At 60.9% G+C, this 25,875-nt stretch carries 22 protein-coding genes and 1 riboswitch; of the genes, 10 read left to right on the top strand and 12 right to left on the bottom strand.

Annotated elements, in window-relative coordinates:
• Positions 1-121 precede the first annotated feature (121 nt).
• Positions 122-2,248, top strand: a complete 2,127-nt coding sequence (locus tag MSNKSG1_RS16170; RefSeq protein ID WP_008940371.1) for a sensor domain-containing protein — start codon at positions 122-124, stop codon at positions 2,246-2,248.
• Between the two features lie 38 nt (positions 2,249-2,286).
• Here MSNKSG1_RS16170 and MSNKSG1_RS16165 read toward each other — a convergent pair whose 3' ends face one another.
• The 7 genes from MSNKSG1_RS16165 to MSNKSG1_RS16135 form a co-directional block, all read right to left on the bottom strand.
• Positions 2,287-2,946 carry an energy-coupling factor ABC transporter permease gene (locus tag MSNKSG1_RS16165; RefSeq protein WP_008940370.1) on the bottom strand — a complete coding sequence of 220 codons (660 nt, stop codon included), beginning with the start codon at positions 2,944-2,946 and terminating at the stop codon, positions 2,287-2,289.
• 82 nt (positions 2,947-3,028) lie between these two features.
• Complete coding sequence (locus tag MSNKSG1_RS16160) at positions 3,029-4,765, bottom strand: SulP family inorganic anion transporter (RefSeq protein ID WP_040887018.1); 1,737 nt, start codon at positions 4,763-4,765, stop codon at positions 3,029-3,031.
• 7 nt (positions 4,766-4,772) lie between these two features.
• A complete protein-coding gene (locus tag MSNKSG1_RS16155; protein WP_008940368.1) occupies positions 4,773-5,639 on the bottom strand; it encodes an MBL fold metallo-hydrolase in 867 nt (288 codons plus the stop codon).
• 82 nt (positions 5,640-5,721) lie between these two features.
• The gene (locus MSNKSG1_RS16150; protein WP_008940367.1) at positions 5,722-7,239 is read right to left on the bottom strand and encodes a sensor domain-containing diguanylate cyclase; all 1,518 of its coding nucleotides are present in this window, start codon (positions 7,237-7,239) and stop codon (positions 5,722-5,724) included.
• 72 nt (positions 7,240-7,311) lie between these two features.
• Complete coding sequence (locus MSNKSG1_RS16145; RefSeq protein WP_008940366.1) at positions 7,312-8,100, bottom strand: SDR family oxidoreductase; 789 nt, start codon at positions 8,098-8,100, stop codon at positions 7,312-7,314.
• Complete coding sequence (locus MSNKSG1_RS16140) at positions 8,087-10,273, bottom strand: AMP-binding protein (RefSeq protein WP_008940365.1); 2,187 nt, start codon at positions 10,271-10,273, stop codon at positions 8,087-8,089. Before MSNKSG1_RS16140 ends, MSNKSG1_RS16145 begins: the two co-directional genes overlap by 14 nt.
• Complete coding sequence (locus MSNKSG1_RS16135; RefSeq protein WP_008940364.1) at positions 10,257-10,964, bottom strand: thermostable hemolysin; 708 nt, start codon at positions 10,962-10,964, stop codon at positions 10,257-10,259. The genes MSNKSG1_RS16140 and MSNKSG1_RS16135 overlap by 17 nt, the downstream gene beginning before the upstream one ends.
• A 206-nt stretch (positions 10,965-11,170) precedes the next feature.
• On the opposite strand from MSNKSG1_RS16135, the gene MSNKSG1_RS16130 reads away from it, so the two are divergent.
• From MSNKSG1_RS16130 to MSNKSG1_RS16100, 7 genes are all read left to right on the top strand, one after another.
• The gene (locus tag MSNKSG1_RS16130; RefSeq protein WP_008940363.1) at positions 11,171-11,584 is read left to right on the top strand and encodes a GtrA family protein; all 414 of its coding nucleotides are present in this window, start codon (positions 11,171-11,173) and stop codon (positions 11,582-11,584) included.
• Positions 11,568-12,563: a glycosyltransferase family 2 protein gene (locus tag MSNKSG1_RS16125; RefSeq protein ID WP_008940362.1), complete on the top strand. Its 996-nt coding sequence runs from the start codon at positions 11,568-11,570 to the stop codon at positions 12,561-12,563. The genes MSNKSG1_RS16130 and MSNKSG1_RS16125 overlap by 17 nt, the downstream gene beginning before the upstream one ends.
• Positions 12,547-14,058 (top strand): ArnT family glycosyltransferase, encoded by a 1,512-nt coding sequence (locus tag MSNKSG1_RS16120; protein WP_008940361.1) that lies wholly within the window; start codon positions 12,547-12,549, stop codon positions 14,056-14,058. Before MSNKSG1_RS16125 ends, MSNKSG1_RS16120 begins: the two co-directional genes overlap by 17 nt.
• Positions 14,051-14,590 (top strand): cytochrome b/b6 domain-containing protein, encoded by a 540-nt coding sequence (locus MSNKSG1_RS16115; RefSeq protein ID WP_008940360.1) that lies wholly within the window; start codon positions 14,051-14,053, stop codon positions 14,588-14,590. The genes MSNKSG1_RS16120 and MSNKSG1_RS16115 overlap by 8 nt, the downstream gene beginning before the upstream one ends.
• Before the next feature lie 37 nt (positions 14,591-14,627).
• Positions 14,628-14,912, top strand: a complete 285-nt coding sequence (locus tag MSNKSG1_RS16110) for a PepSY domain-containing protein (protein ID WP_008940359.1) — start codon at positions 14,628-14,630, stop codon at positions 14,910-14,912.
• Between the two features lie 67 nt (positions 14,913-14,979).
• Positions 14,980-15,660 carry a response regulator gene (locus MSNKSG1_RS16105; protein ID WP_008940358.1) on the top strand — a complete coding sequence of 227 codons (681 nt, stop codon included), beginning with the start codon at positions 14,980-14,982 and terminating at the stop codon, positions 15,658-15,660.
• Positions 15,657-17,081, top strand: coding sequence for a sensor histidine kinase (locus MSNKSG1_RS16100; protein ID WP_008940357.1), 1,425 nt, complete (start codon positions 15,657-15,659; stop codon positions 17,079-17,081). The genes MSNKSG1_RS16105 and MSNKSG1_RS16100 overlap by 4 nt, the downstream gene beginning before the upstream one ends.
• Here the strand turns inward: MSNKSG1_RS16100 and MSNKSG1_RS16095 are convergent.
• The 4 genes from MSNKSG1_RS16095 to MSNKSG1_RS16080 are packed head-to-tail and all read right to left on the bottom strand — an operon-like array spanning position 17,068 to position 21,537.
• The gene (locus tag MSNKSG1_RS16095; protein ID WP_008940356.1) at positions 17,068-17,832 is read right to left on the bottom strand and encodes an ABC transporter ATP-binding protein; all 765 of its coding nucleotides are present in this window, start codon (positions 17,830-17,832) and stop codon (positions 17,068-17,070) included. The two genes, MSNKSG1_RS16100 and MSNKSG1_RS16095, sit on opposite strands and share 14 nt — an antisense overlap.
• 1 nt (position 17,833) lies before the next feature.
• Positions 17,834-18,757: a FecCD family ABC transporter permease gene (locus tag MSNKSG1_RS16090; RefSeq protein WP_051067807.1), complete on the bottom strand. Its 924-nt coding sequence runs from the start codon at positions 18,755-18,757 to the stop codon at positions 17,834-17,836.
• 37 nt (positions 18,758-18,794) lie between these two features.
• Positions 18,795-19,676, bottom strand: coding sequence for a cobalamin-binding protein (locus MSNKSG1_RS16085; RefSeq protein WP_008940354.1), 882 nt, complete (start codon positions 19,674-19,676; stop codon positions 18,795-18,797).
• Positions 19,677-19,704: 28 nt separating this feature from the next.
• Entirely contained in the window at positions 19,705-21,537 is a 1,833-nt protein-coding gene (locus tag MSNKSG1_RS16080) for a TonB-dependent receptor plug domain-containing protein (protein ID WP_008940353.1), read from the bottom strand.
• A 130-nt stretch (positions 21,538-21,667) separates the two neighbouring features.
• Positions 21,668-21,892, bottom strand: a riboswitch (cobalamin riboswitch).
• 131 nt (positions 21,893-22,023) lie between these two features.
• Between MSNKSG1_RS16080 and MSNKSG1_RS16075 the strand changes: the two genes are divergently transcribed.
• Positions 22,024-23,901, top strand: a complete 1,878-nt coding sequence (locus MSNKSG1_RS16075) for a DUF294 nucleotidyltransferase-like domain-containing protein (RefSeq protein WP_008940352.1) — start codon at positions 22,024-22,026, stop codon at positions 23,899-23,901.
• Positions 23,891-24,619: a 3'-5' exonuclease gene (locus MSNKSG1_RS16070; RefSeq protein ID WP_008940351.1), complete on the top strand. Its 729-nt coding sequence runs from the start codon at positions 23,891-23,893 to the stop codon at positions 24,617-24,619. Before MSNKSG1_RS16075 ends, MSNKSG1_RS16070 begins: the two co-directional genes overlap by 11 nt.
• Here MSNKSG1_RS16070 and msrB read toward each other — a convergent pair.
• Positions 24,616-25,797 (bottom strand): peptide-methionine (R)-S-oxide reductase MsrB, encoded by a 1,182-nt coding sequence (gene msrB, locus MSNKSG1_RS16065; protein WP_008940350.1) that lies wholly within the window; start codon positions 25,795-25,797, stop codon positions 24,616-24,618. The genes MSNKSG1_RS16070 and msrB overlap by 4 nt on opposite strands.
• Positions 25,798-25,875: the final 78 nt, after the last annotated feature.

Below are 25,875 nucleotides of genomic sequence, written 5' to 3'. Positions count from 1 at the left end.
CACAAGCCCCACCGTCAACGGCTGTTCTAGGCATTCCCACGTACTTTGTTAGACTCAAGGCGAGGAGTCGGACGGAGGCCGCAGTTACCACTAAACAGATAAAGGGCTAAAGGCAAATCAGATGCCGAAATCGACGGACCTGCTGAAATCTCCCGAGGGTATTGATGCCAAGCGACTCACCCTGGTCGCCGCTGCAACGCCCAACCTCTTGCTCATTCTGGACGCAGCCGGTTGCATCGACTGGGTAAACCCCAGTTTCGAGGAACACACCGGTCACCTGCTCGCAGACATCCGGGGCAAGCAGCCCAAGGATGTTCTTTACGGGCCCGACACCGACCCCGATACCGCCGCACGGATCAACCGGAAACTGCACCTTGGAGACGTCTTCGAAGAAGACATCCTGCATTACACCCGGTCCGGCACACCCTACTGGGTTCATACCTTCTGCATGCCGGTCGGCGAAAAACAGGGCGTCGCTCCGGGCTACATCGTCATCCAGAACAACATCTCGGATCGCAAGCACAGCGAGCGCGGGCTGAGGATTGCCGCCAGTGTCTTCGACAAGAGTCACGAGGCCATTCTCATTACTGACCGCAACAACCGGATTCTCGATGTAAACCCCGCCTTTTCGCGGATCACGGGATACGCCCGGGAAGAAGTGCTCGGCCTCAATCCGGCCATTCTCAGCTCAGGTCGCCACTCTCCCGGCTACTACCGCTCCATGTACCAATCGATCGAAAAGACCGACCACTGGCGCGGTGAGATCTGGAACCGCCGCAAGAACGGTGAGGAGTACGTCGAACTGCTGTCGATCAGCCGCGTGCACCTGGAAGAGCCGGGGCAGTACTACCATGTCGCCGCCTTCTCAGACATTACCGCGCTGAAGAACCACGCCCGGGAACTGGATCGCGCGGCGAACTACGACGATCTGACCGGGTTGCCCAACCGGCAACTTCTTGAAGACCGCCTGCGGACCGCCAGCCAGCACGCCGATCGGCAACAACGGGCCATTTCCGTGTGTTACCTGGACATCGACGGGTTCAAGACGATCAATGAACGCCTGGGGCATGCCGCCGGCGACCAGGCCCTGCGGACCGTCGCGGAACGCCTCACCCGAACACTCCGAAGCGGTGATACCGTGGCCCGTATCGGCGGGGATGAATTCATCCTGATGCTGCAGAGTGATGCCAGTGAGCACGTATACCAGCGCATCCTGTCGACCGTCTCCGAAGTCATGGAGATCGGTGGCAAGGACGTCACTCTCACAGCCAGCCTGGGCATCACACGCTATCCGGACGACAACGCCGACCCGGAAGGCCTGATCCGGCACGCGGACCAGGCCATGTATTCCGCCAAGGAAAAAGGTCGCAACCAGTTTCATTTCTTCGATCCGGGGCTCGACGAACACCGGCGGCAACGGCGCAATCAGCTGACCGAAATCACCCGGGCACTGGAAAACGACGAGTTCAAACTCTACTTCCAACCCCAGATACAGGTGGACAATGGCGCCATTGTCGGGGTCGAGGCCCTCATCCGCTGGCAGCATCCGGACCACGGATTGCTCAACCCGGCGCAGTTTCTGCCCGCCGTGGATAATAGCCACCTGGAAGTCCCCCTGGGTCAGTGGGTCCTCAAGGAAGCCATACACCAGATGAACGCCTGGCAGGCAGAGGGGTTATCCCTGGCGGTGAGCATCAATATCAGTGCCCGCCACCTGATGGACCGCAGCTTTGTTGATTATCTGGAAAGCTACCTTCACAGCCATCGGGAACTGAATCCCTCGAGGGTGACCCTGGAAGTCCTGGAATCCGCCGCCCTGGAAGACACCAACCGGGCCAGTAACGTGTTGAACCGCTGTCGTTCACTGGGTCTGCAGATTGCCCTCGATGATTTCGGCACCGGTTTCTCCTCGCTGACCTATCTGCGCACCCTGCCGGTGGACGTGATCAAAATTGATCAGAGCTTCGTGCTGAACATGCTGGACGACGCCAATGATCGGGCGATCGTCGAGAGCGTGATTTTCCTGGCACAACGATTTGCCCATCCGGTACTGGCCGAGGGCGTGGAAACCATGGAACACGCGCGGCTGTTACGGGATATGGGATGCAACCTGGTTCAGGGATATGGCATTGCCCGGCCCATGCCCGCAACAGACCTTCCCGCCTGGGTCCAGCGCTGGGAGACCAGACGTGAAAACCGCGAGGACGACCTGCTGTCGCCCGTGGTCGCCGGAGGAGAAGGGATATAGTGTCCTGCAGTAGATCAGCGAATTAGCCAAACGGGATACTACCGATACCGGCTCTGATCCAGCGTGGTCAGCCGATCCGGGTGAAACACCATCAGTCCGGTCACGATGGTGCCATTTACAAAGCCCTCCGGCAGCATGAACAGAGGCAGATACCGGATGTATTCGTTGACCAGATCCTCAAATTCGTAGGCCCCGCTGGTCCAGAGCAACAGGCACATGACGGTTCCCGCTGCCATGACGGCCAGCCCGGCGCCGAAGAAACCGCAGAAGAAAATGTAGGCAAAAAAGTTACTGAAATTCCGGCGCCGTTCCCACAGCATGATTCCGTGGCTCACCAGGGCCGGAACCATCACGGTAATCAGCCCGTTGGCGGCAAACATCGTAGCCGGCTCCCGGCCGGTAATCACCGTAATGACCAGCGCAAGCAGGCCACTGAAAACCGCCAGCGCCCAGCCAAGCATCAGGGTGATCACGGTCATTCCGAAGATATGGATGGCCAGCCCCGGGGAAATGCCCGCGCGCATCTGCCACAGAAAGCCAAGGGCCACGGCGGCGCCGAAGAACGAGTGCTGAAGCGCGTTGTCCCGGCTGAATCCCCGCCAGTCGACCGATCGTGCCGCCTGGACCAGCACCAGCAGAAACAGGACAGCGGTCACCAGCCATTGGCCCGTTGAGAGCAGGTTTTCCGTCATCCCCATGGCAGTCGGCTTCCTGAGTCCCGTGCGTGTGCGTGAAACCCAATGATAACGGGTTACCCGGACCTTTTACCAAAGGTCCTGCTCAGGCGGTTTTGTCCAGGGCCTGACGGTGACCGGTCAGCGTCTGCCACGCGTCAAAGGTACTGAGAAACACGGTTCCTCCCAGATGAGCAAGCAACTCGGTCTCTTTCAGGCGATCCATCACCGGCCCCTTTATTTCAGACAGGTGGAGGCGCACGCCGGCATCCCGGAGGCGCTCATTGATGGTCTCAAGGCTTTCCAGGGCCGAGGCATCAATGAGATTCACCGCCGGGCACATCAGAACCAGGTCACGGAGTTCCGATTCCCGGTTGACCAGATCCAGCACCGTTTCCTCCAGGAAACGGGCATTGGCGAAATAAAGGCTCTCATCCACCCGCAAAAAGGTCACTCTCGGGCACAGCTCGACGTCATACCGCAAAACATTGCGAAAATGCTCCGTTCCCGGCACCCGTCCGACAACGGCACAATGAGGCCGGCTGGTGCGATACAGGAAAAGGCCTATCGACAGAGCCACGCCGGCAATGATGCCTGCCTCGACACTGTGCACCAGGGTCAACAAGATCGTGGCCAACATGGCGCCAAAATCCGATTTCGAGTAGCGCCAGGTGGTCCGAAGGGTTTTCAGGTCAATCAGCGTGACCACGGCAATGATGATCGTACTGGCCAGGGTCGCCCTTGGCAGCCAGGCAATGGCCGGCGTTAGAAACAGGGTGGCCAGCGCAATACCAACGGCGGCATAGGCACCGGCCGCCTGGGTTTTCGCCCCGGCATCGAAATTCACCACCGACCGGGAGAGACCGGCGGTAACCGGCATGCCACCGGACAGGCCACTCGCCAGGTTGGCCGTGCCCAGCCCGATCAGCTCCTGGTTCGGATCAATCCGCTGCCGGCGCTTGGCGGCCAATGTCTGTCCCGCCGATACCGAGCCCACAAACCCGACAATGCTGATGAGCAGCGCACTCGTCCCCAACTCGCCCCAGAGCGGCCCGCCGAAGTCGGGCACAACCAGGGAAGGCAGACCGGACGGGATGTCACCGACCAGGCGGACACCTGCGGCATCCAGGTTTAGTCCCCACCCGGCGAGAATGCTGAGGATGACTGCGATCAGCGGCGCCGTCTTCGACAATACCCTCGACCAGGCCGGGGACAGCCCCCAGCGAACCAGCCACGATTCCAGATGACTGCGGGCCAGCCAGAGAAACGCCAGCGTGCCGATTCCAATTGCCAGCGACTCCGGATTGGTGTTGTCCAGATGGTCGAGCAGAGACCGGCCCATCACCAGGAGGTTCTGACCGTACTCTTCAACGCCCAGTATGTGTTTGAGCTGACTGGCAATGATGATGATCGCCGACGCCGTCATGAAGCCGGAAATCACCGGATGGCTGAGAAAATTGGCCAGGAATCCCAGCCGGAAAACCCCCATCAGGGTCAGCATGACCCCCGATAGCAGGGCCAGGATCAGCGCCCCGGTGAGATAGGTCGCCGTGCCGGGGTCGGCAATGGGCGTCAGGGCGGCAGCGGTCATCAGCGAAGTGACCGCCATGGGTCCCACGGAGAGCGTCTGGCTGGTACCGAATATGGTGTAGGCCACCAACGGCAGGATACTGGCGTAGAGTCCGACCTGGGCCGGCAAACCGGCAAGGACGGCGTACGCCAGCGACTGGGGAATGAGCATCACGGTAACGATCATGGCGGCCACCAGATCACTGGTGGCCTGGTCACGACGATACTCAGATGCCCACTGGAGGATGGGCAAATACCGTTTGAGGCCTGTCATTCCGGAATCAGAACAGATTGACCGGCACTTTCAGGTAGACCTGCCCATTATCTTCGGCCGGCGGCATATGACCTGCCCGCATGTTGACCTGGACGGATGGCAGGATCAGCCTCGGCATCTCGAGGGTTGCGTCCCGTTCGGTCCGCATTCTGACAAACTCCTCCTCGGAGACACCTTCGTGAACATGGATGTTGGCCTTGCGCTCGTCGCCAACGGTGGTCATGAACTCGTAATGGTCCCGTCCGGGCGCCTTGTAGTCGTGGCACATGAACAGCCGGGTTTCCGCTGGCAATGAGAGTACTTTCTGAATGGACTGGAACAGTGTCCGGGCATCGCCACCGGGGAAGTCACACCGGGCGGTTCCGAAATCCGGCATGAACAGTGTATCCCCGACGAAGGCCGCATCTCCGATCACATAGGTCAAACAGGCCGGCGTGTGACCGGGCGTGTGCAGGACCCGCCCCTCAAGCTGGCCGATCCGGAAGGTATCGCCGTCTTTGAACAGCTGGTCGAACTGGCTGCCGTCCCGGGCGAACTCGGTACCTGCGTTGAATGCCTTCCCGAAAATCGTCTGCACATCAACGATGTGCGCCCCTATGCCAGTTTTTCCGCCGAGCTTTTCGTGAAGATAGGGAGCGGCGGACAGGTGATCGGCGTGGACATGGGTTTCCAGGATCCACTCTACCGTCAGGTCGTTGTCGTGCACGTACTGAACAATTTCATCAGCAGAGCGCACATCCGTCTTGCCCGCTGCGTAGTCGAAATCCAGCACCGAGTCGAGAATCGCGCAGGCATTGGAGTCAGGATCCCGAACCACATAACTGAACGTATTGGTCGGCTCATCGAAAAAATGTTGAACCACTGGATTGCTCATGACATTCACCCCGAAGATCGCTCTCAACGAATATTATTCTAAGGATATACTAAAAGGTAATATTGAGGGAAATGCCGATTCCTCATATACGCACAGTTCCTGATGCATCCACAAGGCAGTTCCGCCCCGACTTTTTCGCCAGATACAGACGATGATCCGCGAGGTCGATCAACGCGTCCGGGGATGCCGGCCCACTGGATAACTCGGTAATGCAGGCAAGGCCGGCGCTGGCCGTCAGGTGAACGTCACTGTCGTTATAGGTGAAAGCAGTGGATGCGATCGACTGAAGGATTCTCTCTACCAGCTCCCTCACCTCTTCAGGCCGCCTGACCGCACTGAACGCGACCACGAACTCCTCGCCGCCAAATCGGGCGACCACATCGGTGGATCGGGTCTGCTCCCTCAGCTCCTCGGCGAAACGCTGCAGAATATAGTCGCCACCAAGGTGGCCGAGGGAATCATTGATGTCCTTGAAATGGTCAAGATCGAACATGGCCAGGGCGAAGCTTTCGCCATAGCGGTTACGGCGTCCCAACATTTCCGTCAGACGAGGCATCAGGTACCGCCGGTTGTGAAGGCCGGTCAATGGATCCCGGATAGACTGGTTCAGAAGCTCCTGCTCCAGCCGATTCCGCTCCAGCGCGCCGGATAACAGACCCGAAACAATGATCAACAGGTCTTCCTGATCCGTTCTCCAGCTCCGGCGACTGAGCGACTCAACGCCGAAAAACCCGCAAACCCGTCCGCGAATCCGGATCGGGACACAGAACAGTGAACTGACGCCCTGGGATTGGAGCAGCGTTTTTTCATCAGGGGCGTCGGCAGGCAAACAGTCAACATCCTCGACGAACATGACCCGATTCTGCTCGATCATCGACTGCACCTGTCGGCTCCACCATGGCAGCTCGGTCACGGAAATTGCCCGGGACGAATCCCGTTTGTGACCAACCCCGGGAGCACACCATTCGTGGCGGTTGTACATCCATCGATAATCGTCGGAGAACTGGTACAGGTACGAACGATCGACATCGAAGAATTCGCCAATGGTGCTCAACAGTTCCTCGATACACAGATCGATATGTTCGAAACCCAGATTGATGAACTCCGCGGAAAGCTGGGCAATCAGGTTCTGGAAGCGGGCCTGAAACGCATGCTCGGCCTCGCTTTCACGGAGTTCCGATTCCAGGTCCTTGTAATGCTGAACATCATGGAACTCCCCATACCATACGGTACTGCCATCGGCCTGACGCTCGGGCTGGGAGTAGGCCTCAAACCAGCGGTAGTTTTCGTCAGCCAGACGCAGGCGGGCCTGATACCGCCAGGGATTGAGTCGGGTAGCAGATTCGACAATCGAATGTTCAATGAGCCCGAAGTCATCGGGATGTATCCGCTGAAAAAGCGGATCCGCAGAAGTCCGCAAACTGGGGCGTTCAATACCGAACAGATCCGTGATCTGCCCGCTGACAAACGGAAAACAATGCTGCTCCCCGTCAGCACTCAACCAGTAGCAGAACAGGATGCCCGGAACGCCGGTGGAAAGCTTCCCGAACAATTCGTCGGGTGTTTCCGGACCGGCGACCGGAACAAAGGATTTGGCCATGCAGGCACCGTCCCCCGGACGCTGGATTTCCTGTTGTTTAGTCTAGTCCAGCGTTCGGGAGCCAGCGAATTCTCATGATCCGGACAGGGCCTCTGGCTTCAGAAACCGCCGAATCACCGGAAGCTGTTTCAGCATTGCCTTGTCAACCATTCTCGGCAGGATGCCATTGAGAACGACAAACAGCTTTTCCGGCCACCCCAGAAAACGGCGCTGATCGTCTTTTTCCATGGCCTGGAGAATCTGTGCCGCCACTGCCTCTGGCGCATCCATGGTATTGCCAAGGGCCCGATTCAGCTCGTTGACCGCCTGCGGGTTCATGTCCGTTGCAGTGGCCCGGGGGGCAACATAGACCACCTGTACCGGGGTATCCGCCAGCTCGCGACGTAATGCCTCTGAAAATCCGCGCAGTCCGAATTTGGTGGCGCAGTAGGCGGTGTAACCGGGAAAGCCAATGCTTCCGAAGGTCGAACCCACGAAAACCAGCGCACCAGAGCCGGCTTTTTCGAAGAGGGGAACGAAATGCCGGGCCACCAGCATGGCGGAACGGAGGTTCACGGTCATCTGGGCATCCAGCTCGGCGACGGTCATATGTTCCAGACTGGCGAACCGGTTCTGGCCCGCACAGTGGATGACACCATCGATGTCCGGATAGGCATCGCTCAGACGCTGGAGCTGCCCGTCCAGATCGGCGGCAGCAAGGTCCAGGTGCACTGGCGACACGCCTTCGCGGTGGGCCAGTTTCTCAGGATGACGGGATGCAATGATCACCCGGGCTCCGGCCTCCACCAGTGGGCCGACCATCGCCTGGCCGATGCCGCCGGTACCGCCCAGCAGCAGGAATACGCGATTATGCAGCCTCATGTTTGGTTTCCTCCTGCCGCGAAGGCAACGGGATGCTGTGCAGCATATCCCCGTACAGCCGGTAGACCATCCGGGCCGAGTCAATGATGGCCTGCTGGTCCTCGGGGTCCGTGATGCTGTCCATCAGGTTGCGGAAGAATTCGAAATGATCCTGGTCCAGCGCCCCGTGGGAATACAGGTAACTGAACGCCTGGTTGGGCAGTTCCAGCTGCTTCTGGATGGCCTCGCCCAGCGGCGTTGCGAGCTCGATGGAGGTTCCCTCCAGCACCTGGACCATGCCGAAGAAAGCCGCCGGGTTACCGCGGTTGATCCGGTCGTACAGGTAAGCAATCATCAGTTCGATGGAGACGTCCGGCTTGCCCTGACGAACGCTGTCCTTGTCGATCCCGCAGGCTTCCAGATCATTGAGGATCCACTCATGATGGCCGTATTCCTCCTCGATGTATTCCACCAGCGCCTTGCGAACGTCTTCCAGACGCTCCGGCAGACGGCTGCCACAGGCCATCATCAGCGGCACGGTGTGTTTCACGTGGTGGTAGGCCTGGGTCAGAAACCAGGTGTAGCCCTCCAGGGAGAAGCGGCCCTCCCGGATGGCTCCGATCACAGGAGCGCCAGTCACGTGGGCCCGGGCTTCAGCGGTTTCGGATTGAAGACGGTCGAAAAATGCCATAGTGGTTTCTCCTGGCGTGTTGGCAGAGTCTGACGCTTCATCGGTCAGATTCAGAAAAAGGGGAAAAGCACCGGCCATCAGGGTCGGAAGGTCGGCGGATATCTGGTGCCGGACGGGCCGGCCGTTGGCGGTCACGTAACCCCGGGCCTGGGTCAGCGGTTGGCGCAGAATGTAAACAGCGTCCAGCTGCGCGTAGTCGGGCAGACCGCTATTGAGCTCGTGTACCTGCGTGCGGATGGTTTCCGGCGCTCGCCCGTCCGGGACCACCAGCAGGGCGCGGGGATGGGCTTCTCCGTCACCGAACACCACCGCCTGGCGGGCACCTACCGATTGAACCAGTTCGCTCTCCAGCCATTCCGGGCTGATATTCCGCCCGAAACTGGTGATCAGCAGATTTTTCGCCCGACCACTGACGGACAGAAAGCCCGCTTCGTCGATCGCACCGATATCACCGGTGTCGAGCCAGCCATCGGGCTCCGGCTCATCGCCCAGGTAACCGAGGTGGGTATTACCCCGAACCCGGATATGACCCTGGTCATCGACTGCCACCTCAACGTGGGACAACGGTCGCCCAACGGACTCGGAGCATTCACCGCCCGGGACATTGAGCGCCACCACAGAGCCGCACTCCGACAGGCCATAGCCCTCGTAGAGCGGCAACCCTGCACTGCGGCCGCGTATCAGAAGGTCGGAGGATACCCGGCCACCGCCGACCGCGAGAAAACGGAATGCTGAGGGATCCAGCATTCCCTGTTCGGTTGCACCAACCAGCGCCATCGCCAGTTCCGGCACCAAAATAAGGGACTGCGGGGCCACCCGATTGATGCCCTGCACGAGTCGCTCCAGATTGAGCCCACTGCTGCCGGTCATCCCGAGGCTTTCCAACGGTGCTACCGAGACCGTGGCCCCCATCAGCAGTGGCAGGTAAACGCCGGCAATGTTCTCAAGCAGGGTTGCCAGCGGCAGGATACACAGGTGATGGCGCATGGACACACCATCCAGTCGGGCCCTGAGTGCCAGGGTGGTGGCCGTCATCTGCTCGGTCGAGAGACAGACCCCCTTGGGTGTGCCGGTGCTGCCGGAGGTAAAGGTTATTTTGGCGGTCTGTTCCGGCATCCAGGCTGACGCGGCCGACACCGGCAGATGACGGAACCGGACACCATGACCCAACGGCTCGCTGTCGGGCAGTGCGTCGCCGGACAGCAGCCCCTCCAGGCCGGCCCGTTCGGTCAGGTGCTCGGTCTGTGCCCGGGAGAAAAATACCGGCACAGGCACGCAGACAACACCCGCCATCAGGCAGGCCAGATCGGCCAGGATCCAGGGCAATGAGTTATCACCGCACAGACCCACCCGCCTCAGGCCCATCCGTTTGAGTTGGTCTGCCAACGCGTCCACCGCAGCCATGGTCTGGGCATAGGTGAGAACGGTATCGCCGTCCTGTAGCGCGATGTCTGAGGGGTGTTGTTCGGCCTGCTGTTTCAGCAGATCAGGCAGTAACGCCATATCGGCCTCCGTTGGAAGACATTCGGGTATCCGGTTCGGACAGAAAGCGGGCAAGCCGCAGCAGGCCCGTGCGCTCGAGGGCCGTAATCGTCTCCTGCACATGGATTGCCATGACCACCGGACGATGCTCGTAGTAGCGGCCCCATCCTGCGCCGCCGTCCGGCAAACGACGTGGATCGGCCTCCGCCATGACCGCGGTATCAATACCGAGGCGATGGAAACTGTTGCGCAGCTGGCCCGTGCCGGTGCAGACCACCCACTCGAAACGGGCAGCGTTCAGCCACAGCGCCAGTGTGGTGAACAGGTACTGACTAACCCCTGCCTCAACGCCGGCGAGATGCGCAATTTCCGCAATCCGGTGCCGGGGAATGCCGGGCAATGGCATCACCTCTTCGACCGGCACGGTCAAGTAATCCTCCAGGAACAGGCGCTCCCGGCTTGCGTCCCGCACGCCGACTGCCGCCAGCAGGGAACCCTGCCCGGTTGTCAGCGCCAGTAATCCGGGAATTCTCAGAATCGGCTCGGCACCGTAGGCCATCAAGAAACGCTGGCGAATAAAGCCGGTAACGAGGTCGGCCACGCCAGTGCCAGGGAGGATCTCGCTCAACCAACGCCGACCGCAGCGCAGGACGGGAACCACGTCTCCCGAATCCAGGGGACAACACGTGGACATCATCAAGGGGTCTGTCATTGCACTCTCCGGTCGCCCGATCAGGCGAGACTTCTACGACGCAAACCAGACTAGGCAGGGTGCCTTAAACCAGTCTTAAGCCGACCGGACAGAAAGCTTATGAGGGCCTTAAGGTTTTTCAGCCCAGTGCGTTAAGGCTTGTTTAAGAAAGGGCTTTTAAAGTGCAAACCTGAAATATAAGTGCAGCAGAACCTTCACGAGGTTGAATGAAACTACTGGCCATGCTTGAAACCCGACTCGGCCGATTGCCGCGTTTCCTGGTCGCCGGTGGCGGCGCCACCCTGATTCACTGGCTCACCATGTGGGCACTGGTGCAGACAGGGGTGGACGCTCGGCTGGCTACGTCGATAGGCGCCGGCGTCGGGCTGCTGGTCAACTACCTCGCCCAGCACCGCTTCACCTTCGAATCCAACCTGGCCCACGGTGTTGCCTTTCCCCGGTATCTTGCCGGCGCCGCACTGGGGTGGGTTCTCAATCTCGTCGCCTTTTCCGCGCTGATCGGCGCCGGAGCAGGCATCGTCTGGTCACAGGGCATCGCTACGGCAGTGGTTGCGCTGGCCAACTTCCTGTTCGCCCAAAGATTCGTGTTCCATGAGGCACCCGATGAAACCCCGGAATAACATTACTCTCAGCATCGTCGTCCCGGTTCACAACGAGGCCGACGTCCTGCCCACCCTGCTGAACCGACTGGCCATGGTCAGTCGGCAAATCGAAGGCAAGGTAGAGCTTCTGTTCGTTGATGACGGCAGCCAGGACAATTCCGTGGCCCTGCTGCTGCAGGCCCGGCGGCGTCATGAGGACATCCGGATACTGCAACTGTCCCGGAACTTCGGTAAGGAAGCCGCAGTGAGCGCCGGGCTGCAGCATGCCCGCGGAGACGCCGTTGTGCTGATCGACGCCGATCTGCAGGACCCGCCGGAACTGATCCCGGAGATGGTGTCCGAATGGCACAAAGGCGCCGACGTCGTGTTGATGAAGCGCCGCTCCCGCTGCGGCGAAAGCTGGTTCAAACGCACGACCGCATCGCTGTTTTACCGTCTGATCAATCGCATCAGCGACGCGCCCATTCCCGTGGACATCGGCGATTTCCGGTTAATGAGCCGGCGCACCGTCGACGCACTGAACCAGTTGCCGGAGCGCAACCGTTATCTCAAGGGCATGTTCGCCTGGGTGGGCATGCCGACCGTCACACTGGAATTCGACCGCGATCCGCGGGCCGCCGGCACCACCAAGTGGAACTATTTCAAACTGATGCACCTGGCCATGGAGGGGATTACCTCTTTTTCCACACGGCCGCTGCGGATTGCGCTGATTCTTGGCTTTCTGGCCGCTGCCGCCGGGGGATTCTTCGGTGCCTGGCAGGTACTCAAGGCGCTGATGCTGGGCATTTCCACGCCGGGTTACGCCTCCATGATCGCCATGATCACCTTTCTGTCCGGGGTGCAACTGCTGTGCGTGGGACTGCTCGGTGAGTACGTGGGCCGCATCTACATGGAAACCAAACAACGACCGGTCTTCATCGTCGCTGACGACAGCAACGACCATGCCGATGAATCTGTTCCTTCACTGAGAGTGGCTGGCGATGACGCGCACGGTTAATACCCTTTTCTGGACCCTGGTGTCGATCCTGGCACTTCGGCTCGGCCTCTCTGCCCTGCTGCCCATGGCGGATACCACCGAGCCCCGCTATGCGGAAATCGCCCGGGTCATGGCCACCAGTGGCGACTGGATCACCCCCTGGTTCGATGCGGGCGTGCCTTTCTGGGGCAAGCCACCGCTCTCCTTCTGGTGTCAGGCTCTGTCATTCAAACTGTTCGGTTTCAACGAATTCGCCGCACGCTTGCCCTCCTGGCTGGCGAACGTCGGTATCGTTTACCTCGTCTATGCCACGCGGGTGGCGCTGCACCCGGAAAAGGAACCCGACAGCGCGCAGCGCGCCGGTCTCTGGGCGGCACTGATCTACGCCACCATGGCGCTGGGGTTCGTCAGTGCGGGAACCGTCATGACCGATTCCTTCCTGGCGCTGGGCACCACCATGATCCTTGCGGGCCTGATTGTCAGACTGCAGGGTGGCGGCGACCGCTGGGCCTGGCTGTTCTTTCTGGGGCTGGTGATTGGCCTCCTGGCAAAGGGTCCGGTTGCCGTGGTTCTGACCGGCGCGCCCGTGTTCTTCTGGGCCCTGTTCAGCCGACAGTGGCAACGGCTCTGGCAGTGCCTGCCCTGGGTTCGCGGCACCCTGGCCATGCTGGTGCTGGTGTTGCCCTGGTACATCCTGGCCGAGCTCAAGACCCCGGGCTTCCTGGATTACTTCATCGTGGGCGAGCACATCAAGCGCTTTCTGGTGAGTAACTGGCAGGGCGACCTGTACGGCGATGCCCACGACTTCCCGCGCGGCACCATCTGGCTGTATCTGGTTCTGGCGAGTTTCCCGTGGGGGCTGATTGCGCTGGGCGGGTGGATCAAAAAGCAGTGGCGTCGGAACGGCGACCAGAACCAATGGCAGACACGGACGCGGGGCGTAACCGGTCTGGTGATCGGCGCGGCACTGACGCCCGCCCTGTTCTTCACGCTGGCAGGCAATATCCTCTGGACCTATGTGCTGCCGGGTCTGCCTTTCCTGGCGGTACTGGTTTCCAACCTGCTGCCCCGCGAGCCAGCCCGAATGGGCCGGAACCTCGTCGTAGCCAGTATTCTGGCAGCACCCGTGCTGTGTACCGGCGCCACACTCTGGCTCAGCCTGCATCCGGACGACCTGAAGACGGAGAAGGCCATGATTGAGCGCACCCGTCTGCGCTCGGACCTGGCAAACCATCCGCTGGTCTATCTGGACAAGCCCCCCTTCTCCGCCCGTTTTTATGGTGACGGGGAAGTGCAATCCATTCCCTCCGAGACGCTCAATCAGAAGCTGGCCTCGGGCACGCTTGATCGCCCCATGCTACTGGCCGTTCCGAAGAACGATCGGGCACTTCGGCAGAAACTGGACAACCAGGCAGAACAGATCGACCGCAACCGTCGCTACATTCTCTTTCGCATTCCGGTGAATTCGAATTCCACCGTCAAAACTCAATCTCCTGAAGGAGCAGACAATGCCTGAATCCGTTCGCGTGTGGGACCCGCTGGTCCGCATTTTCCACTGGTCCCTGGTCGGTTTTTTCACGTTTTCCTGGATTACCGGGGGCGAATGGGACGATCCCCACGAGATCTCCGGCTACATCATCGCCGGACTGCTGACCTTTCGGGTTATCTGGGGGCTGGTCGGTTCCCACTACGCCCGGTTCCGCCACTTCGTTCACCATCCCCGGGTCGTGGTGGACTACCTGGGCGACATTGTTGCCAAACGCGAACGCCGCCACATCGGCCATAACCCGGCCGGCGGTGCCATGGTGGTCATGCTGATGATTGCCCTGGCGGCAACCGCCTTCACCGGCTGGCTCCAGACCACCGACATGTTCTGGGGCGTAGAGTGGATGGAGGAAACCCATGGCTTCCTGGCCGACGGCGTCATGGTTCTTGTGGTTGCACACCTGGCCGGGGTGTTTGTAGCCAGTCGGCGTCACGGTGAAAACCTGCCGCGCGCCATGATTACCGGCAAAAAGCGAGCGCCGGGCGGCGATGACCTTGCCTGAGCGTGACCTTGCGTTTATCACTCAAAAAGGAGTTACCATGAAAGCAAAGACGATCACCAAAGCCCTGACCCTGGCCCTTGCGACCTCCGTTTCCGGAATGGCCCTGGCCGAACCGGAGTGTACTAACGCGCCCAAGTCGTCCTGGAAAGATCAGGACATGTTTCGTCAATCTCTTGAGGAGCAAGGCTACAAGATCAAGCGCTTTGAAGTGACCGACACCAACTGTTATGAAATCTACGGTTGGCAGAAAGACGGAAAGCGTGTCGAAATCTACTACAATCCGGTTAACGGCAAGCCCGTGAAGGAAGAGATCGACGACTGATCGATCGGACTGGCATCATCGAAGGCCCACGCCAGGACGTGGGCCTTTTTATTGGTGGAACGGATACATGCGGATATTACTGGTTGAGGACGATCACATGCTCGCCCGCACCATGCTCGACATGCTGCGGGAGAACCACAACACCGTGGACTGGCTGGACGATGGCCAGCAGGCCATGAATGCCCTGTGTGAGGAGCATTTTGACCTGGTGATCCTGGATCTTACACTCCCCCGGGTCGACGGCCTGGACATCGTCAAACGCATCCGGCAACAGGGCAACCATGTGCCCGTCATTATCCTGACCGCGCGAACAACCCTGGATGAAAAGCTCAATGGTCTGGATGCCGGAGCCGACGATTACCTCACCAAACCCTTTGCCATGGCCGAGCTCAAGGCCCGCATTCGCGCGGTGACCCGCCGGGGCTCTGCCAGCAGCCCGGTGTCGGGGCTCAGCGTCGGGCGGCTGACTCTGGACACCCAGACCGCCCAGCTGGCCATTGATGGCGACAGTGTGGCGCTGCCCAAGAGTGAGTTCCAGATCCTGCACTACCTGATGCGTCATCCCAATCAGGTGGCAACCCGCCGCCGACTGGAGGAACAGCTGTATGGCTGGGAACAGGGGGTCGAGAGCAACGCACTGGAAGTCCACATTCATCATCTTCGACGACGGGTTGGCAAAAACACCATCCGGACGGTGCGCGGCGTTGGTTATATGCTCGACAGCACCGCCGCCGGGGAATCCGCATGAGCCTGACCCGCAAACTGACCATTCTGATCACCAGTACGGTTTTTCTGATCGCCTCCGTCGCGGCCATCTGGGATTTTGTGGTCAGCGATCATCAGCTCGAGGAGCTGTTCGATGCCGAGCTCGCCCAGAACACCCGGATCGTCCAGGGGCTGGTGCAGAACCTGGCGCCCGACCAGCCGACAAACCAGCTGGCGAACATACTCTCACGTACACTGGCACTGCCCCAGCCTGCCAACGGGGACAGCAATGGCGATGATGAAATTCTGCCCGGCGGTAGGGGACACAAATACGAGCGCAAGATTGCGTTCGAGGTCTGGGCGCCGGACGGCAAGCCGATACTCGACACACTGCCGATGGACGAATCCGGGGGGCTCAAACCGGGATTTGCCTGGCGATCCCTGACCGACTACCGATGGCGGACCTTCACACTGCAGGATCCGGCAAGCGGTTTCTGGATACGAAGCGCGCAGCGGGAAGACGTCCGTGACGAACTCAGCCGCGAAATCGCCCTGGCCAACGTGCTGCCCCTGGTGGTGATCCTGCCTCTGTTGGTAATCGGTGTGATCATCTCCATCCAGCTGGGTTTCCGGCCACTCCGTGTACTCGAGAAGCCGATCCGGAACATGGCGCCGGAACGCATTCATCCGCTGGATGCCCGTCATGCGCCCAAGGAAGTCGCCGGCCTGGTACAGGCTGTCAACGGCCTGCTGAGACGTCTGAATCAGGCGCTCGAACGGGAACGGCGATTCTCCGCCGATGCCGCCCACGAACTCCGTACGCCCCTGTCAGCCCTGCGCCTGAATCTCGAGCGACTTGCCACACGACACCCGGAGGAATTCGATTCCCTGACCGAATCGGTGGACCGGATGGTGCACCTTGTCGAGCAGATGCTGCTGCTCAGCCGGGTCGATGCCGGCACCGGCTTTCACGCGGAGCCCCTGAACCTGGCGGAACTGGTCGAACAGAGCATCGCAGATGTGGTTCCGCTGGCCCTCAAGAAGCAGATCGAGCCCGAACTGGACAACCAGTGCGTGCTGGCCATGGTGTCCTGTCACAGCGCACTGATTAATACGATGATGCGCTCGCTGCTGGCCAATGCAATCCAGTACAGCCCTCCCGGCACCAAAGTGACGACCACCATGCGGGAGGAAGCGGGCGGATTCCTGGTGCGGATCTGCGATCAGGGGCCGGGCATTGCCGTGGAGGACCGGGAGCGAGCGTTGAGTCGCTTTACCCGGCTGGATCAGCGCCAGGGAGCGGGCGCCGGCCTTGGCCTTGCCATCGCCCGACGCATTGCCGATCTTCACAAAGGCAGTCTGACGCTCGGCGATCGTTCGGATGGCCAATCCGGCCTTTGTGTCGAGATCTGGCTACCCGCCAGTGACCGGAAAACACTGACCGCACCGGTCAGACCGGAATGAATACCGGGCATCCGTCCAGCTCGGTCGCCTTGAGTGGCTGGCCATACAGGGATTCAAGCACCGACGGGAGCAGCATCTCGCGCACCGGCCCCCAGCAGGCCCGACCGTCGGGAAACATGAGCAGGACCTGGTCACACCATCGGGCCGCCAGGTTCAGGTCGTGGAGCCCCATCAGGATGCCACGTCCGGCACCGGCCAGCTCCCGCAGCAGCTTCATCACCGCTACCTGATGGTGCAGATCCAGGTGATTGGTCGGTTCGTCGAGCAGCCAGATGGCCGGGTCCTGGGTGAGTACCGTGGCAATACTGACCCGCTGGCGCTCTCCGCCGGACAGTGTATGCACCAGCCGATGCTCCAGGTCGACAGCGTCCATCCGTTCCAGGGCATCCCGGGCCCGGCCCAGGTCCGATGCCGATTCCATCTGCCACGGAGACAGCCAGGGATGACGCCCCACCAGCGCGGTTTCCAGAACCGTCGCCGGGAATCCGTCCTGATGTTCCTGAAACACCAGCCCCAGATGCCGGGCAATCCTTCGCCGTCCCATGTCGGCGAGCAGGTTGCCATCCAGCCGGACCTGACCGGACCGGGGAGTCCGAAGTCCCGCAAGGGTGTGCAGCAGCGTTGTCTTGCCAACCCCGTTCGGACCGAGCACGCCCCAGACCTCGCCGGGCGAGAGGGTCAGGGACAGGGCAGACCCCGACGCCCTGCCGGGAATATCGATGACCAGTTCGTCCGTCTTCAGAACACTCATGTCAGCGACTCCGGTACAACAGGTACAGGAACGTGGGTACCCCCATCAGCGCGGTGATCACGCCGACAGGCAGCTGTTCCGGCGCGATCACCACCCGTGCCACGGTATCGGCCACCAGCACCAGGGTGCCACCGCCCAGGGCGCAGGCCGGCAGGATCAGGCGCTGATCGTTTCCGATCAGGAGCCGCAGCATGTGGGGCACCACCAGTCCGACAAAACCGACCGTGCCTGCGGTGGTCACCGCCACCGATGTCAGCAGACTGGCAAGCAGGTAGACCAGCCATTCGAGCGGACGGACCGACACACCCAGCACCGCCGCCTGGACATGCCCCCGAGCCAGCACATTCAGGGTGCGCCCCAGGGGAAACAGAAGCGCGCAAACTGCCACCAGCACCAGCAGAGCGGGCCAGGGCGATCCGGCATGAGACAGGTCGCCCATCAGCCAGTACAACATCCCGGGCAACCGGCTTGTGGGAGCCGTGGCGAGGAGCAGCGTAATCATTGCCCCCCAGCCGGCCGCCACCACCACGCCAGTGAGCAGAAGCCGCGCCGGGGTCCAGCTGCCGCTGCCATGGGCCAGACCGAACACCAGGAGGGTCGACAGCATGGCCCCGGCGAACGCGGACCCGGACACCAGCCAGCCAGCAAGGCCGCCGAGCATCGCCAGCAGCGCCCCGATCGCCGCGCCCCCGGACAGGCCCAGGACATACGGATCTGCCAGAGGGTTTCTCAACAGCACCTGCATCAAGGCACCCGCCACTGCCAACAGTCCTCCGGTGGCGAACGCGCTCAGGGTACGGGGCAAACGGAGATCCAGGATCAGGGTACGCTGCAGCTCGTCGCCGCCGCCAAACAGAACCGACACCACGTCACCGGGGTGCAGGGGGACACTGCCAACACTGAGTGAAGCCGCAACGGCCACCATAGCCAGCAGGACCAGCACACCGAGCGCCCCACGCCGGTCAGAGATGATCACGGGCGACCTCCAGTGTCTGGCACAACTCCCGCGTGCCATCCAGCATTCTCAGGGTGGGTCGTTGCAACAGATCCGGCGTCAGGGCGAACAGATTTCCGCTCTCAACCGCGGCCAGGCCCGGGAACGCCTGCCACGGCGCCAGGCCATTCGCGCTATCCCCGCCCGGGCCTGCGGTCAGAATCGCCTGGGGGTCAGCGGCAATCACCGCTTCCCGCGACACCCGGGGGACCAGGCGCGGCGAATCGGCAAACACGTTCACCCCGCCGCAAAGGGCGATCGCCTTGCTGATCAATTCCTTGCCGTTCACCGTCATCAACGGTTCGTCCCAGACCTGATAGAACACGCGGACCGGCGGGGCATCGCCAAAGCGAGCCCGCAAACTGTCCAGTTCCCGCTGAAAACGGGCCGCCCTTTGCCGGGCAACGGAAGCGTGTCCGGTTAATATTCCCAGCGTTTCCACCGCGCTTGCGATCGCCTGGAACTGTCGGGGAGCCAGCCAGAAGACCGGAATACCCAACGCGGAAATCCGGTCGAGCTGGGCCCGGGAATTGCCGTCGGTCCACGCCACCACCAGATCCGGCTGCAGGGCGACAATGGCCTCGAGATCCAGACGCTGACTGTCGCCGACCCTGGGAAGGTCCCGGGCCGCCGACGGGTAGTCACTCCACGCACTGACCGCCAGCACGGACGCACCGGCTCCCGCTGAAAACAGCAGTTCCGTGGTCCCCGGTGACAGGGAAACGACCCGTCCGGCAGGGCCGGGCAAACACACGCGACGGTCGAGCGCATCGGTGGCACAGAGATCGGCGGCAACCCCCGCCAGGGGGATCAACCAGAGGATCAGTGCCAGAATCGGATACGCCCGCATAGGGTGTTACGCCGCTTTTTTGAGTGGGTTAGTGGCCGAAATCATAGCGCACCGACGCCAGAAACGTCCGACCGGCTGCCAGATAACGGAAATTTTCCATGGCGGTGCTGTCGTAGCCCAGACTGGCGGCGTAACGACGGTCAAAGACGTTGGCGACCTTCAACTGCCCGGACCAGCCCGGCAGGAACTGCCAGGTTCCGCGCAGGTCCATGGTGCCATAGCCAGGCAGCAACTTCCGGTTGTCCTCATCATTGTAGCGATTGCCTTCGGCCACCAGGGTGGCACCCATCGACCACCGATCGAACAGCCGGTCCACGTCCAGGCGGGCGGTTTTCCGGGCCCGGCGGGGCAGACGTTTGTTGTTGTCACGGTTCTCGGCATCGGCATAGGTGAGCGCCGCCTGAATGTCCCACTGGCTCGTACGGTAACCGGAAGTCCACTCGACCCCCTGGATGCGGGCGGTTTCCACGTTATCCATGATGTTCCTGTCATCGTCATAGGTGATCAGATCCCGGACTTCGTTCTGATAAACCGCCACATCCCAGAACCAGGTCTGGTAGCGGCCGGAAAATCCGGCTTCGACCATCCGGCCTTTCTCCGGCCGCAGATCCGGATTGCCGCTGTAGTAAGGGGTCACCAGGTACAGGTCGTTGAATGTGGGCGCACGAAAGGACGTCGCGTAGCTGAGCCGCACGCGATGCGAGCGGTCCAACTCGTGTCCGAGGGCAATGCCACCGGTCTCATTCCGGCCGTAAGCCTCATTGTCATCCATGCGCAGGCTGCCGGTGACGTTCGTCGCCCCGAAGTTCAGCCGGCCCTGGCCGAAAACGGCGGTATTGGTGCGGCTGTTCTCGGCAAACTGGTCGCTGCCGTCCACTTCGTCCTGGGAAATTTCCGAGCCCAGGACCAGCTCATGCACACCCGCTGTCAGCGTGTTTTCCCAACGGGCCGACCGGGACAGCGTGTTGTAGACACTGGGATAGTCGCCAAAGGTTTCCTGCTCGTCCCGTGATTCGGAAAACTGGATGCGGGTCCGCCAGTAATCGCTTGCAACCGCCTCCAGATGCAGCCCGGCTGCCCGGATCATAAAGTCGGTATCGCCCCCTTCGAACTCGGTATTACCCTGGGATTGCAGCACCGTGACGCCGACGCCGCCACCACGCTCAAACCGGTGACTGACCTTGGCCAGACCCGCCGCATTACGGTAGCCACGGTCGTCACCGCCTTTACGCAGATTGGTGCCATCGGTATCCGAATAGAGACCACCGAGCAAAACTGAGGTGTTGTCTTCCGTGGCCGCCAGCCCAGCAGATGTGGACCGGGTATCATGGGAGCCACCGGCCACATCCACCCAACCACGCTGGCCCTCGGACGGAGTCAGGGTGAACGCCTGCACCACCCCGCCAACGGCGTCGGCGCCGTAAAGGGAACTCTTGGCACCCCGAACCAGCTCAACGCGATCGATCAGATCCGTCGGCAGGAACTGCCATGGCGGAATGCCCGCCGTGGCAGAGCGCAGACGAATACCATCCAGCAACAGGACCGTACCGGAACTTCCCGCGCCGCGCAGGAACACGCTGGTGGTTTTGCCATAACTTCCGTCGGAAACCACATTGATACCCGGCTGAGCCCTCAACAGATCGCGGAACTCGGCCGGCTGCTGACGACGGATTGTGTCCTGGTCGATCACCGTAACCGAGGACAGACTCTCGCCCACGGTCTCCGGGCCGAGGGTTGCGGTGACGACGATCGGGTCCAGTCCGGCACCTTCGGTACCGGCTTTGGACTGTGCCAGGGCTGGGATGGGCAGGAACGCCAGGCTCACGCCTAGCAAGGGAACAGGAAAGCACTTATTGGGCATTGTTGGTTCTCCACTGACCGCGCGCACCCGCACGGGAAATCAGGTTCGGATCGCGGACAGAGGGAGGGCAGGCGGAAGACGGGATGCTCAGCAGGGCCGGACGTCGCCCACCCAAGCCGCCCACCGCAGCTCCGGGTGTGTTTTCCAGGCCGGTCTCCGGGCTTGCAGGCGGAACCATCGGTTCCCGGGCGATCACCTTCCCATGCCGAGGGCACAGTGGCGCGACAGATCGCCGGTTCCTGCTTACCGTTGCGGGGGCAGCATCGGACTTGCACCAGTGGGTTTCACCAGGCTCACCGATTTCCCGTTTCACCCGTCGCGCTTTGCGACGGACACCTGAAAAAGTGCGGCAAGGCTAGCAATTGCCTGCAAAGTGGTCAATCGAATCGATCCCGCATCGGCCGTGGCCAGTGCCTCCGGGTGTTGCTATAGTCCTTGATTAACTGACATTTTTCAGTATCCACGGATCGCCCATCAGGGAGCGTTATGCAGCCGGAGCTCATCGACATCCGCAACCACATGGCCCAATTCCCGCCATTCGACGAGATGCCCGAAGCGCTTCTCGATCAGGTCGTTGAAAGTATCGAAATCCAGTATTTCCGGGCCGGCACCACGATTCTTGAGTTCGGCGCCGCCAACACCTGGTTGTATTACATCCGCAGCGGTGCGGTGGAGGTCTTCCGGCGCTCCGGAGAGCTCTACAGCCGGCTCGGCGAGGGGGAGATTTTCGGGCAATTCGGGTTGCTGATGCACAAGAAGACCCGTTTCCCGGCCAAGGCCCTCGAAGACACCCTGGTTTACCGGATTCCGGATACCATCTTTCAATTCCTCTTCGAGAACGACGAAAACTTCGCGGATTTTGTCGAGATCGAGGATCGGAGCCGCCTGCGCTCTGCGCTTTCCCGACGGGAGAAGTCCAACGACCTGATGACCTCCCGCGTCACCCGCCTGATCTCCCGCGCGGTTGTTTCGGCACCCTCCACCGTACGCCTGCAGGAGGCAGCACGGATCATGACCGACCAGGGCGTATCAGCGCTGCTCCTGATGGACGAAACCGGCGACACGCCAAAACTGCACGGCATCATCACCGACCGGGATCTGCGCACCCGCGCCGTCACTGAAGCCCTGCCCTCCGAGACACCCATCTCGGACATCATGTCAGAAGACCTGATCACGATCCGCGCCAACTCGTTTATCTTCGAAGCCATGCTCACCATGCTGCACAACAACGTTCACCATCTTCCGGTGATGGACAGGGACGAAGTGCGTGGGGTCATCGCCCTGTCGGATATCGTGAAATACGAAAGTCAGAGCAGCCTCTATCTGGTCAGCAACATCTACCAGCAAACCAACGTCAAAGGGCTGAAGCGTATCAGCCTCGGCGTTCGGGACACCTTCGTGCGGATGGTCAACGAGGACGCCAACTCCCATATGATCGGCAGTGCCATGGCCGGGATTGGTCGCAGCTTTACCCAGAGACTGCTTGAACTTGGCGAGGAACAACTCGGGCCGCCACCGATTCCCTATTGCTTCATGGCGCTCGGCTCCATGGCCCGGGACGAGCAGCTGGTGGTGACCGACCAGGACAATGCCATGATCCTGGACGACAGCTACGTGCCTGAGGAACATGATCCCTACTTCCTGGCGCTGGCCAAATTCGTCAGCGACGGACTCGCCGAATGTGGCTACAAGTACTGCACCGGGGACATCATGGCGACCAACCCGAAATGGCGCCAGCCACTGGCCGTCTGGAAGCGTTACTTCACGGACTGGATCGAGAACCCCAGGGCCGATGCCCTGCTCAACAGCAATATTTTCTTCGACCTGGATGGCATCCATGGCCACACCGAATTCGCTGAATCACTGAAAACCCTGGTGGCCGAGAAAGCCAGCCACAGTCAGCGCTTCCTTACGCTGCTGGCCCGTAACGCCCTGAACCGTACACCGCCACTGGGATTCTTCCGGACGTTCGTACTGGAAGAAGACGGCCAGCACCGCAAGACCTTCAACCTCAAACGACGGGGTACAGCACCGGTGTCGGATCTGATCCGGGTACATGCGCTGGCCTGCGGCTCCCGGGCCCAGAATTCTTTCGACCGGCTCCAGGCAATCGGCAAGACCAAATTGCTGCTGGACGACGACCTGGGCAATCTCAGGGACGCGCTGGAGTTCATCTCCATCGTCCGGATCCGGCATCAGGCACTGGCGATCGAGGCCGACCGGGAACCGGACAACAATGTCCGCCCCGAAGACCTGTCACCCTTCGAACGCAGCCACCTGAAGGATGCGTTCCAGGTCGTCAGCAATGCCCAGAAATTCCTCCGGTTCCGGTACAACGCCCAGGTGGGTCGCAATGCCCAGTAATCCAGCAAATGCGGGAAACCTTCATAGTCTCCCCTGGCCGGACCAGTATGCCGCCCTGGCAAAACAGGCCAGGACACCGTTACTCAAGGCCTTCTACGAGGCCGGATGTGTCGATCCGGAAACGCCGATTTCCGACGCTCCCCTGGTGGCGCTCGACTTCGAGACAACGGGGCTGGACCCGAGCCAGCACTCCATTGTCAGCGTTGGCGTGGTGCCGTTTACCCTGAATGCCATCGAACTGAATCACTGCTGGCACCAGGTAGTTCGACCGGCCCTGCCGCTGCACCAGACTTCCATTACCATTCATGGCATTACCCACAGTGATATCGATGAGGCCCCGGATCTGGGCGAGGTTCTGGACAGGCTTTTCAGCTTCCTGAACGGACGCATCCCCGTCGTCCACTATCGGGACATCGAACGACCGTTCCTGGACGTCGCCCTGCAATGGCGACTTGGTGAGGGCATCCGGTTTCCGGTCCTCGACACCATGGCGATCGAGGCTCACCTTCACCCCGACCGTCGCCCGAGCCGCTGGCAAAGGCTGATGGGGAAAAAGCCCGTGTCGATCCGCCTGGCGGACAGCCGGGCGCGCTACGGGCTTCCCCACTACGCCTCTCACAATGCCCTGATCGATGCCCTGGCGACATCGGAGCTGCTACAGGCGCAAATCTGGCATCATTTCAGCCCGGACACCCCGGTCCGGGATCTCTGGCTTTAGTTCCCGGCCCCGGATTCGCCTTTAACCTCGTCGATGTATTGGCCATAGCCCTCAGCAGCCATCTCCTCGAGGGGGATAAAGCGCATGGCCGCCGAGTTCATGCAATACCGCAATCCCGTGGGCGCAGGACCGTCATCAAACACGTGCCCCAGGTGGGAATCGGCGTACCGGCTGCGGATTTCCGTGCGGGTCGTGAAGAACGAGGTGTCCTTCTTTTCAACCACCGCATCCGGGGTGATCGGCCGGGTAAAACTGGGCCATCCGGTGCCGGATGAGAACTTGTCCCGGGAGGAAAACAGCGGCTCTCCGGAAACGATGTCGACATAGAGCCCTGCACGCTTGTTGTTCCAGTACCGGTTGTCATAGGGAGTCTCGGTGCCTTCCTCCTGGGTCACCTCGTACTGCAGATCCGTCAGTTCCCGCCTGAGCGTCTGGTCGTCCGGTTTGGTGAAGGCATCCGGATCAAACCCCTTGCTGGTCGATGGCGCATCCATGGCATCGGGCTTGAAGCGGGAGAAATCCAGCTCATAGTCTTCGCCATACACCTTCTCGATAAACTGGTAGCGGCCCGAATTGAAGGTGTAGAAGTGGTACCGGATCGGATTCTTCTTGTAGTAGTCCTGGTGGTATTTTTCCGCTGGCCAGAACTTCTTAAGGGGCTCGATCGCCACCACGACCGGCTTGTCGTAGATGCCGGACGCCTGCAGCTTCGCCTTCGCAGCTTCCGCTTGCCGCCTCTGCTTCTCGTTATGGTAGAAAATCACCGGCCGGTACTGGTTGCCCCGGTCCACAAACTGACCCTTGGCATCGGTCGGGTCCATCATCCGCCAGAAACCCTGTAGCAGGCCCTCGTAGGTCATTTTCGTGGGATCGTAATAGACCTGCACGGATTCGGTATGGCCGGTACCCCCGGACGAGACCTCCTCGTAGGAGGGATCATCCACATGGCCACCCGCGTAGCCGGACACGGCCTCGACAACACCGGGTATCTTCTCGAACCCCGATTCCACGCACCAGAAACAGCCTCCGGCGAAGGTCGCCACTGCCAGATCCGGATTGTCCGGCGCAAATTCCGTGTCACCGCCTGCACTGTTTTCTGCCGAAGCCTGTACCGCGAACAGCGTTGCACCAACCGCCATCGTCAGCATCAGAACGGCCGCTTTCATTTTGCGTTTCATAAACACCTCCTCTGATCATTCCATACGATCAGCGTACCGCTGAGGTTTCACAAAACCGTTCTCCGTTTATCACGAATC

This window comes from Marinobacter santoriniensis NKSG1, from assembly GCF_000347775.1.
Classification (GTDB): domain Bacteria; phylum Pseudomonadota; class Gammaproteobacteria; order Pseudomonadales; family Oleiphilaceae; genus Marinobacter; species Marinobacter santoriniensis.
This window is presented reverse-complemented; position numbering and strand designations above follow the sequence as displayed.

What these genes read in the sequence shown, in the direction of transcription:
- MSNKSG1_RS16125 (WP_008940362.1), top strand. Translation starts at nt 11,568, where the DNA reads ATGAAACCCCGGAATAACATTACTCTCAGCATCGTCGTCCCGGTTCAC.
- MSNKSG1_RS16165 (WP_008940370.1), bottom strand. Translation starts at nt 2,946, where the DNA reads ATGGGGATGACGGAAAACCTGCTCTCAACGGGCCAATGGCTGGTGACC.
- MSNKSG1_RS16160 (WP_040887018.1), bottom strand. Translation starts at nt 4,765, where the DNA reads ATGACAGGCCTCAAACGGTATTTGCCCATCCTCCAGTGGGCATCTGAG.
- MSNKSG1_RS16085 (WP_008940354.1), bottom strand. Translation starts at nt 19,676, where the DNA reads ATGCGGGCGTATCCGATTCTGGCACTGATCCTCTGGTTGATCCCCCTG.
- MSNKSG1_RS16170 (WP_008940371.1), top strand. Translation starts at nt 122, where the DNA reads ATGCCGAAATCGACGGACCTGCTGAAATCTCCCGAGGGTATTGATGCC.
- MSNKSG1_RS16120 (WP_008940361.1), top strand. Translation starts at nt 12,547, where the DNA reads ATGACGCGCACGGTTAATACCCTTTTCTGGACCCTGGTGTCGATCCTG.
- MSNKSG1_RS16105 (WP_008940358.1), top strand. Translation starts at nt 14,980, where the DNA reads ATGCGGATATTACTGGTTGAGGACGATCACATGCTCGCCCGCACCATG.
- MSNKSG1_RS16150 (WP_008940367.1), bottom strand. Translation starts at nt 7,239, where the DNA reads ATGGCCAAATCCTTTGTTCCGGTCGCCGGTCCGGAAACACCCGACGAA.
- MSNKSG1_RS16100 (WP_008940357.1), top strand. Translation starts at nt 15,657, where the DNA reads ATGAGCCTGACCCGCAAACTGACCATTCTGATCACCAGTACGGTTTTT.
- MSNKSG1_RS16135 (WP_008940364.1), bottom strand. Translation starts at nt 10,964, where the DNA reads ATGACAGACCCCTTGATGATGTCCACGTGTTGTCCCCTGGATTCGGGA.
- MSNKSG1_RS16095 (WP_008940356.1), bottom strand. Translation starts at nt 17,832, where the DNA reads ATGAGTGTTCTGAAGACGGACGAACTGGTCATCGATATTCCCGGCAGG.
- MSNKSG1_RS16130 (WP_008940363.1), top strand. Translation starts at nt 11,171, where the DNA reads ATGAAACTACTGGCCATGCTTGAAACCCGACTCGGCCGATTGCCGCGT.
- msrB (WP_008940350.1), bottom strand. Translation starts at nt 25,797, where the DNA reads ATGAAACGCAAAATGAAAGCGGCCGTTCTGATGCTGACGATGGCGGTT.
- MSNKSG1_RS16075 (WP_008940352.1), top strand. Translation starts at nt 22,024, where the DNA reads ATGCAGCCGGAGCTCATCGACATCCGCAACCACATGGCCCAATTCCCG.
- MSNKSG1_RS16115 (WP_008940360.1), top strand. Translation starts at nt 14,051, where the DNA reads ATGCCTGAATCCGTTCGCGTGTGGGACCCGCTGGTCCGCATTTTCCAC.
- MSNKSG1_RS16080 (WP_008940353.1), bottom strand. Translation starts at nt 21,537, where the DNA reads ATGCCCAATAAGTGCTTTCCTGTTCCCTTGCTAGGCGTGAGCCTGGCG.
- MSNKSG1_RS16090 (WP_051067807.1), bottom strand. Translation starts at nt 18,757, where the DNA reads ATGGTGGCCGTTGCGGCTTCACTCAGTGTTGGCAGTGTCCCCCTGCAC.
- MSNKSG1_RS16155 (WP_008940368.1), bottom strand. Translation starts at nt 5,639, where the DNA reads ATGAGCAATCCAGTGGTTCAACATTTTTTCGATGAGCCGACCAATACG.
- MSNKSG1_RS16145 (WP_008940366.1), bottom strand. Translation starts at nt 8,100, where the DNA reads ATGAGGCTGCATAATCGCGTATTCCTGCTGCTGGGCGGTACCGGCGGC.
- MSNKSG1_RS16140 (WP_008940365.1), bottom strand. Translation starts at nt 10,273, where the DNA reads ATGGCGTTACTGCCTGATCTGCTGAAACAGCAGGCCGAACAACACCCC.
- MSNKSG1_RS16070 (WP_008940351.1), top strand. Translation starts at nt 23,891, where the DNA reads ATGCCCAGTAATCCAGCAAATGCGGGAAACCTTCATAGTCTCCCCTGG.
- MSNKSG1_RS16110 (WP_008940359.1), top strand. Translation starts at nt 14,628, where the DNA reads ATGAAAGCAAAGACGATCACCAAAGCCCTGACCCTGGCCCTTGCGACC.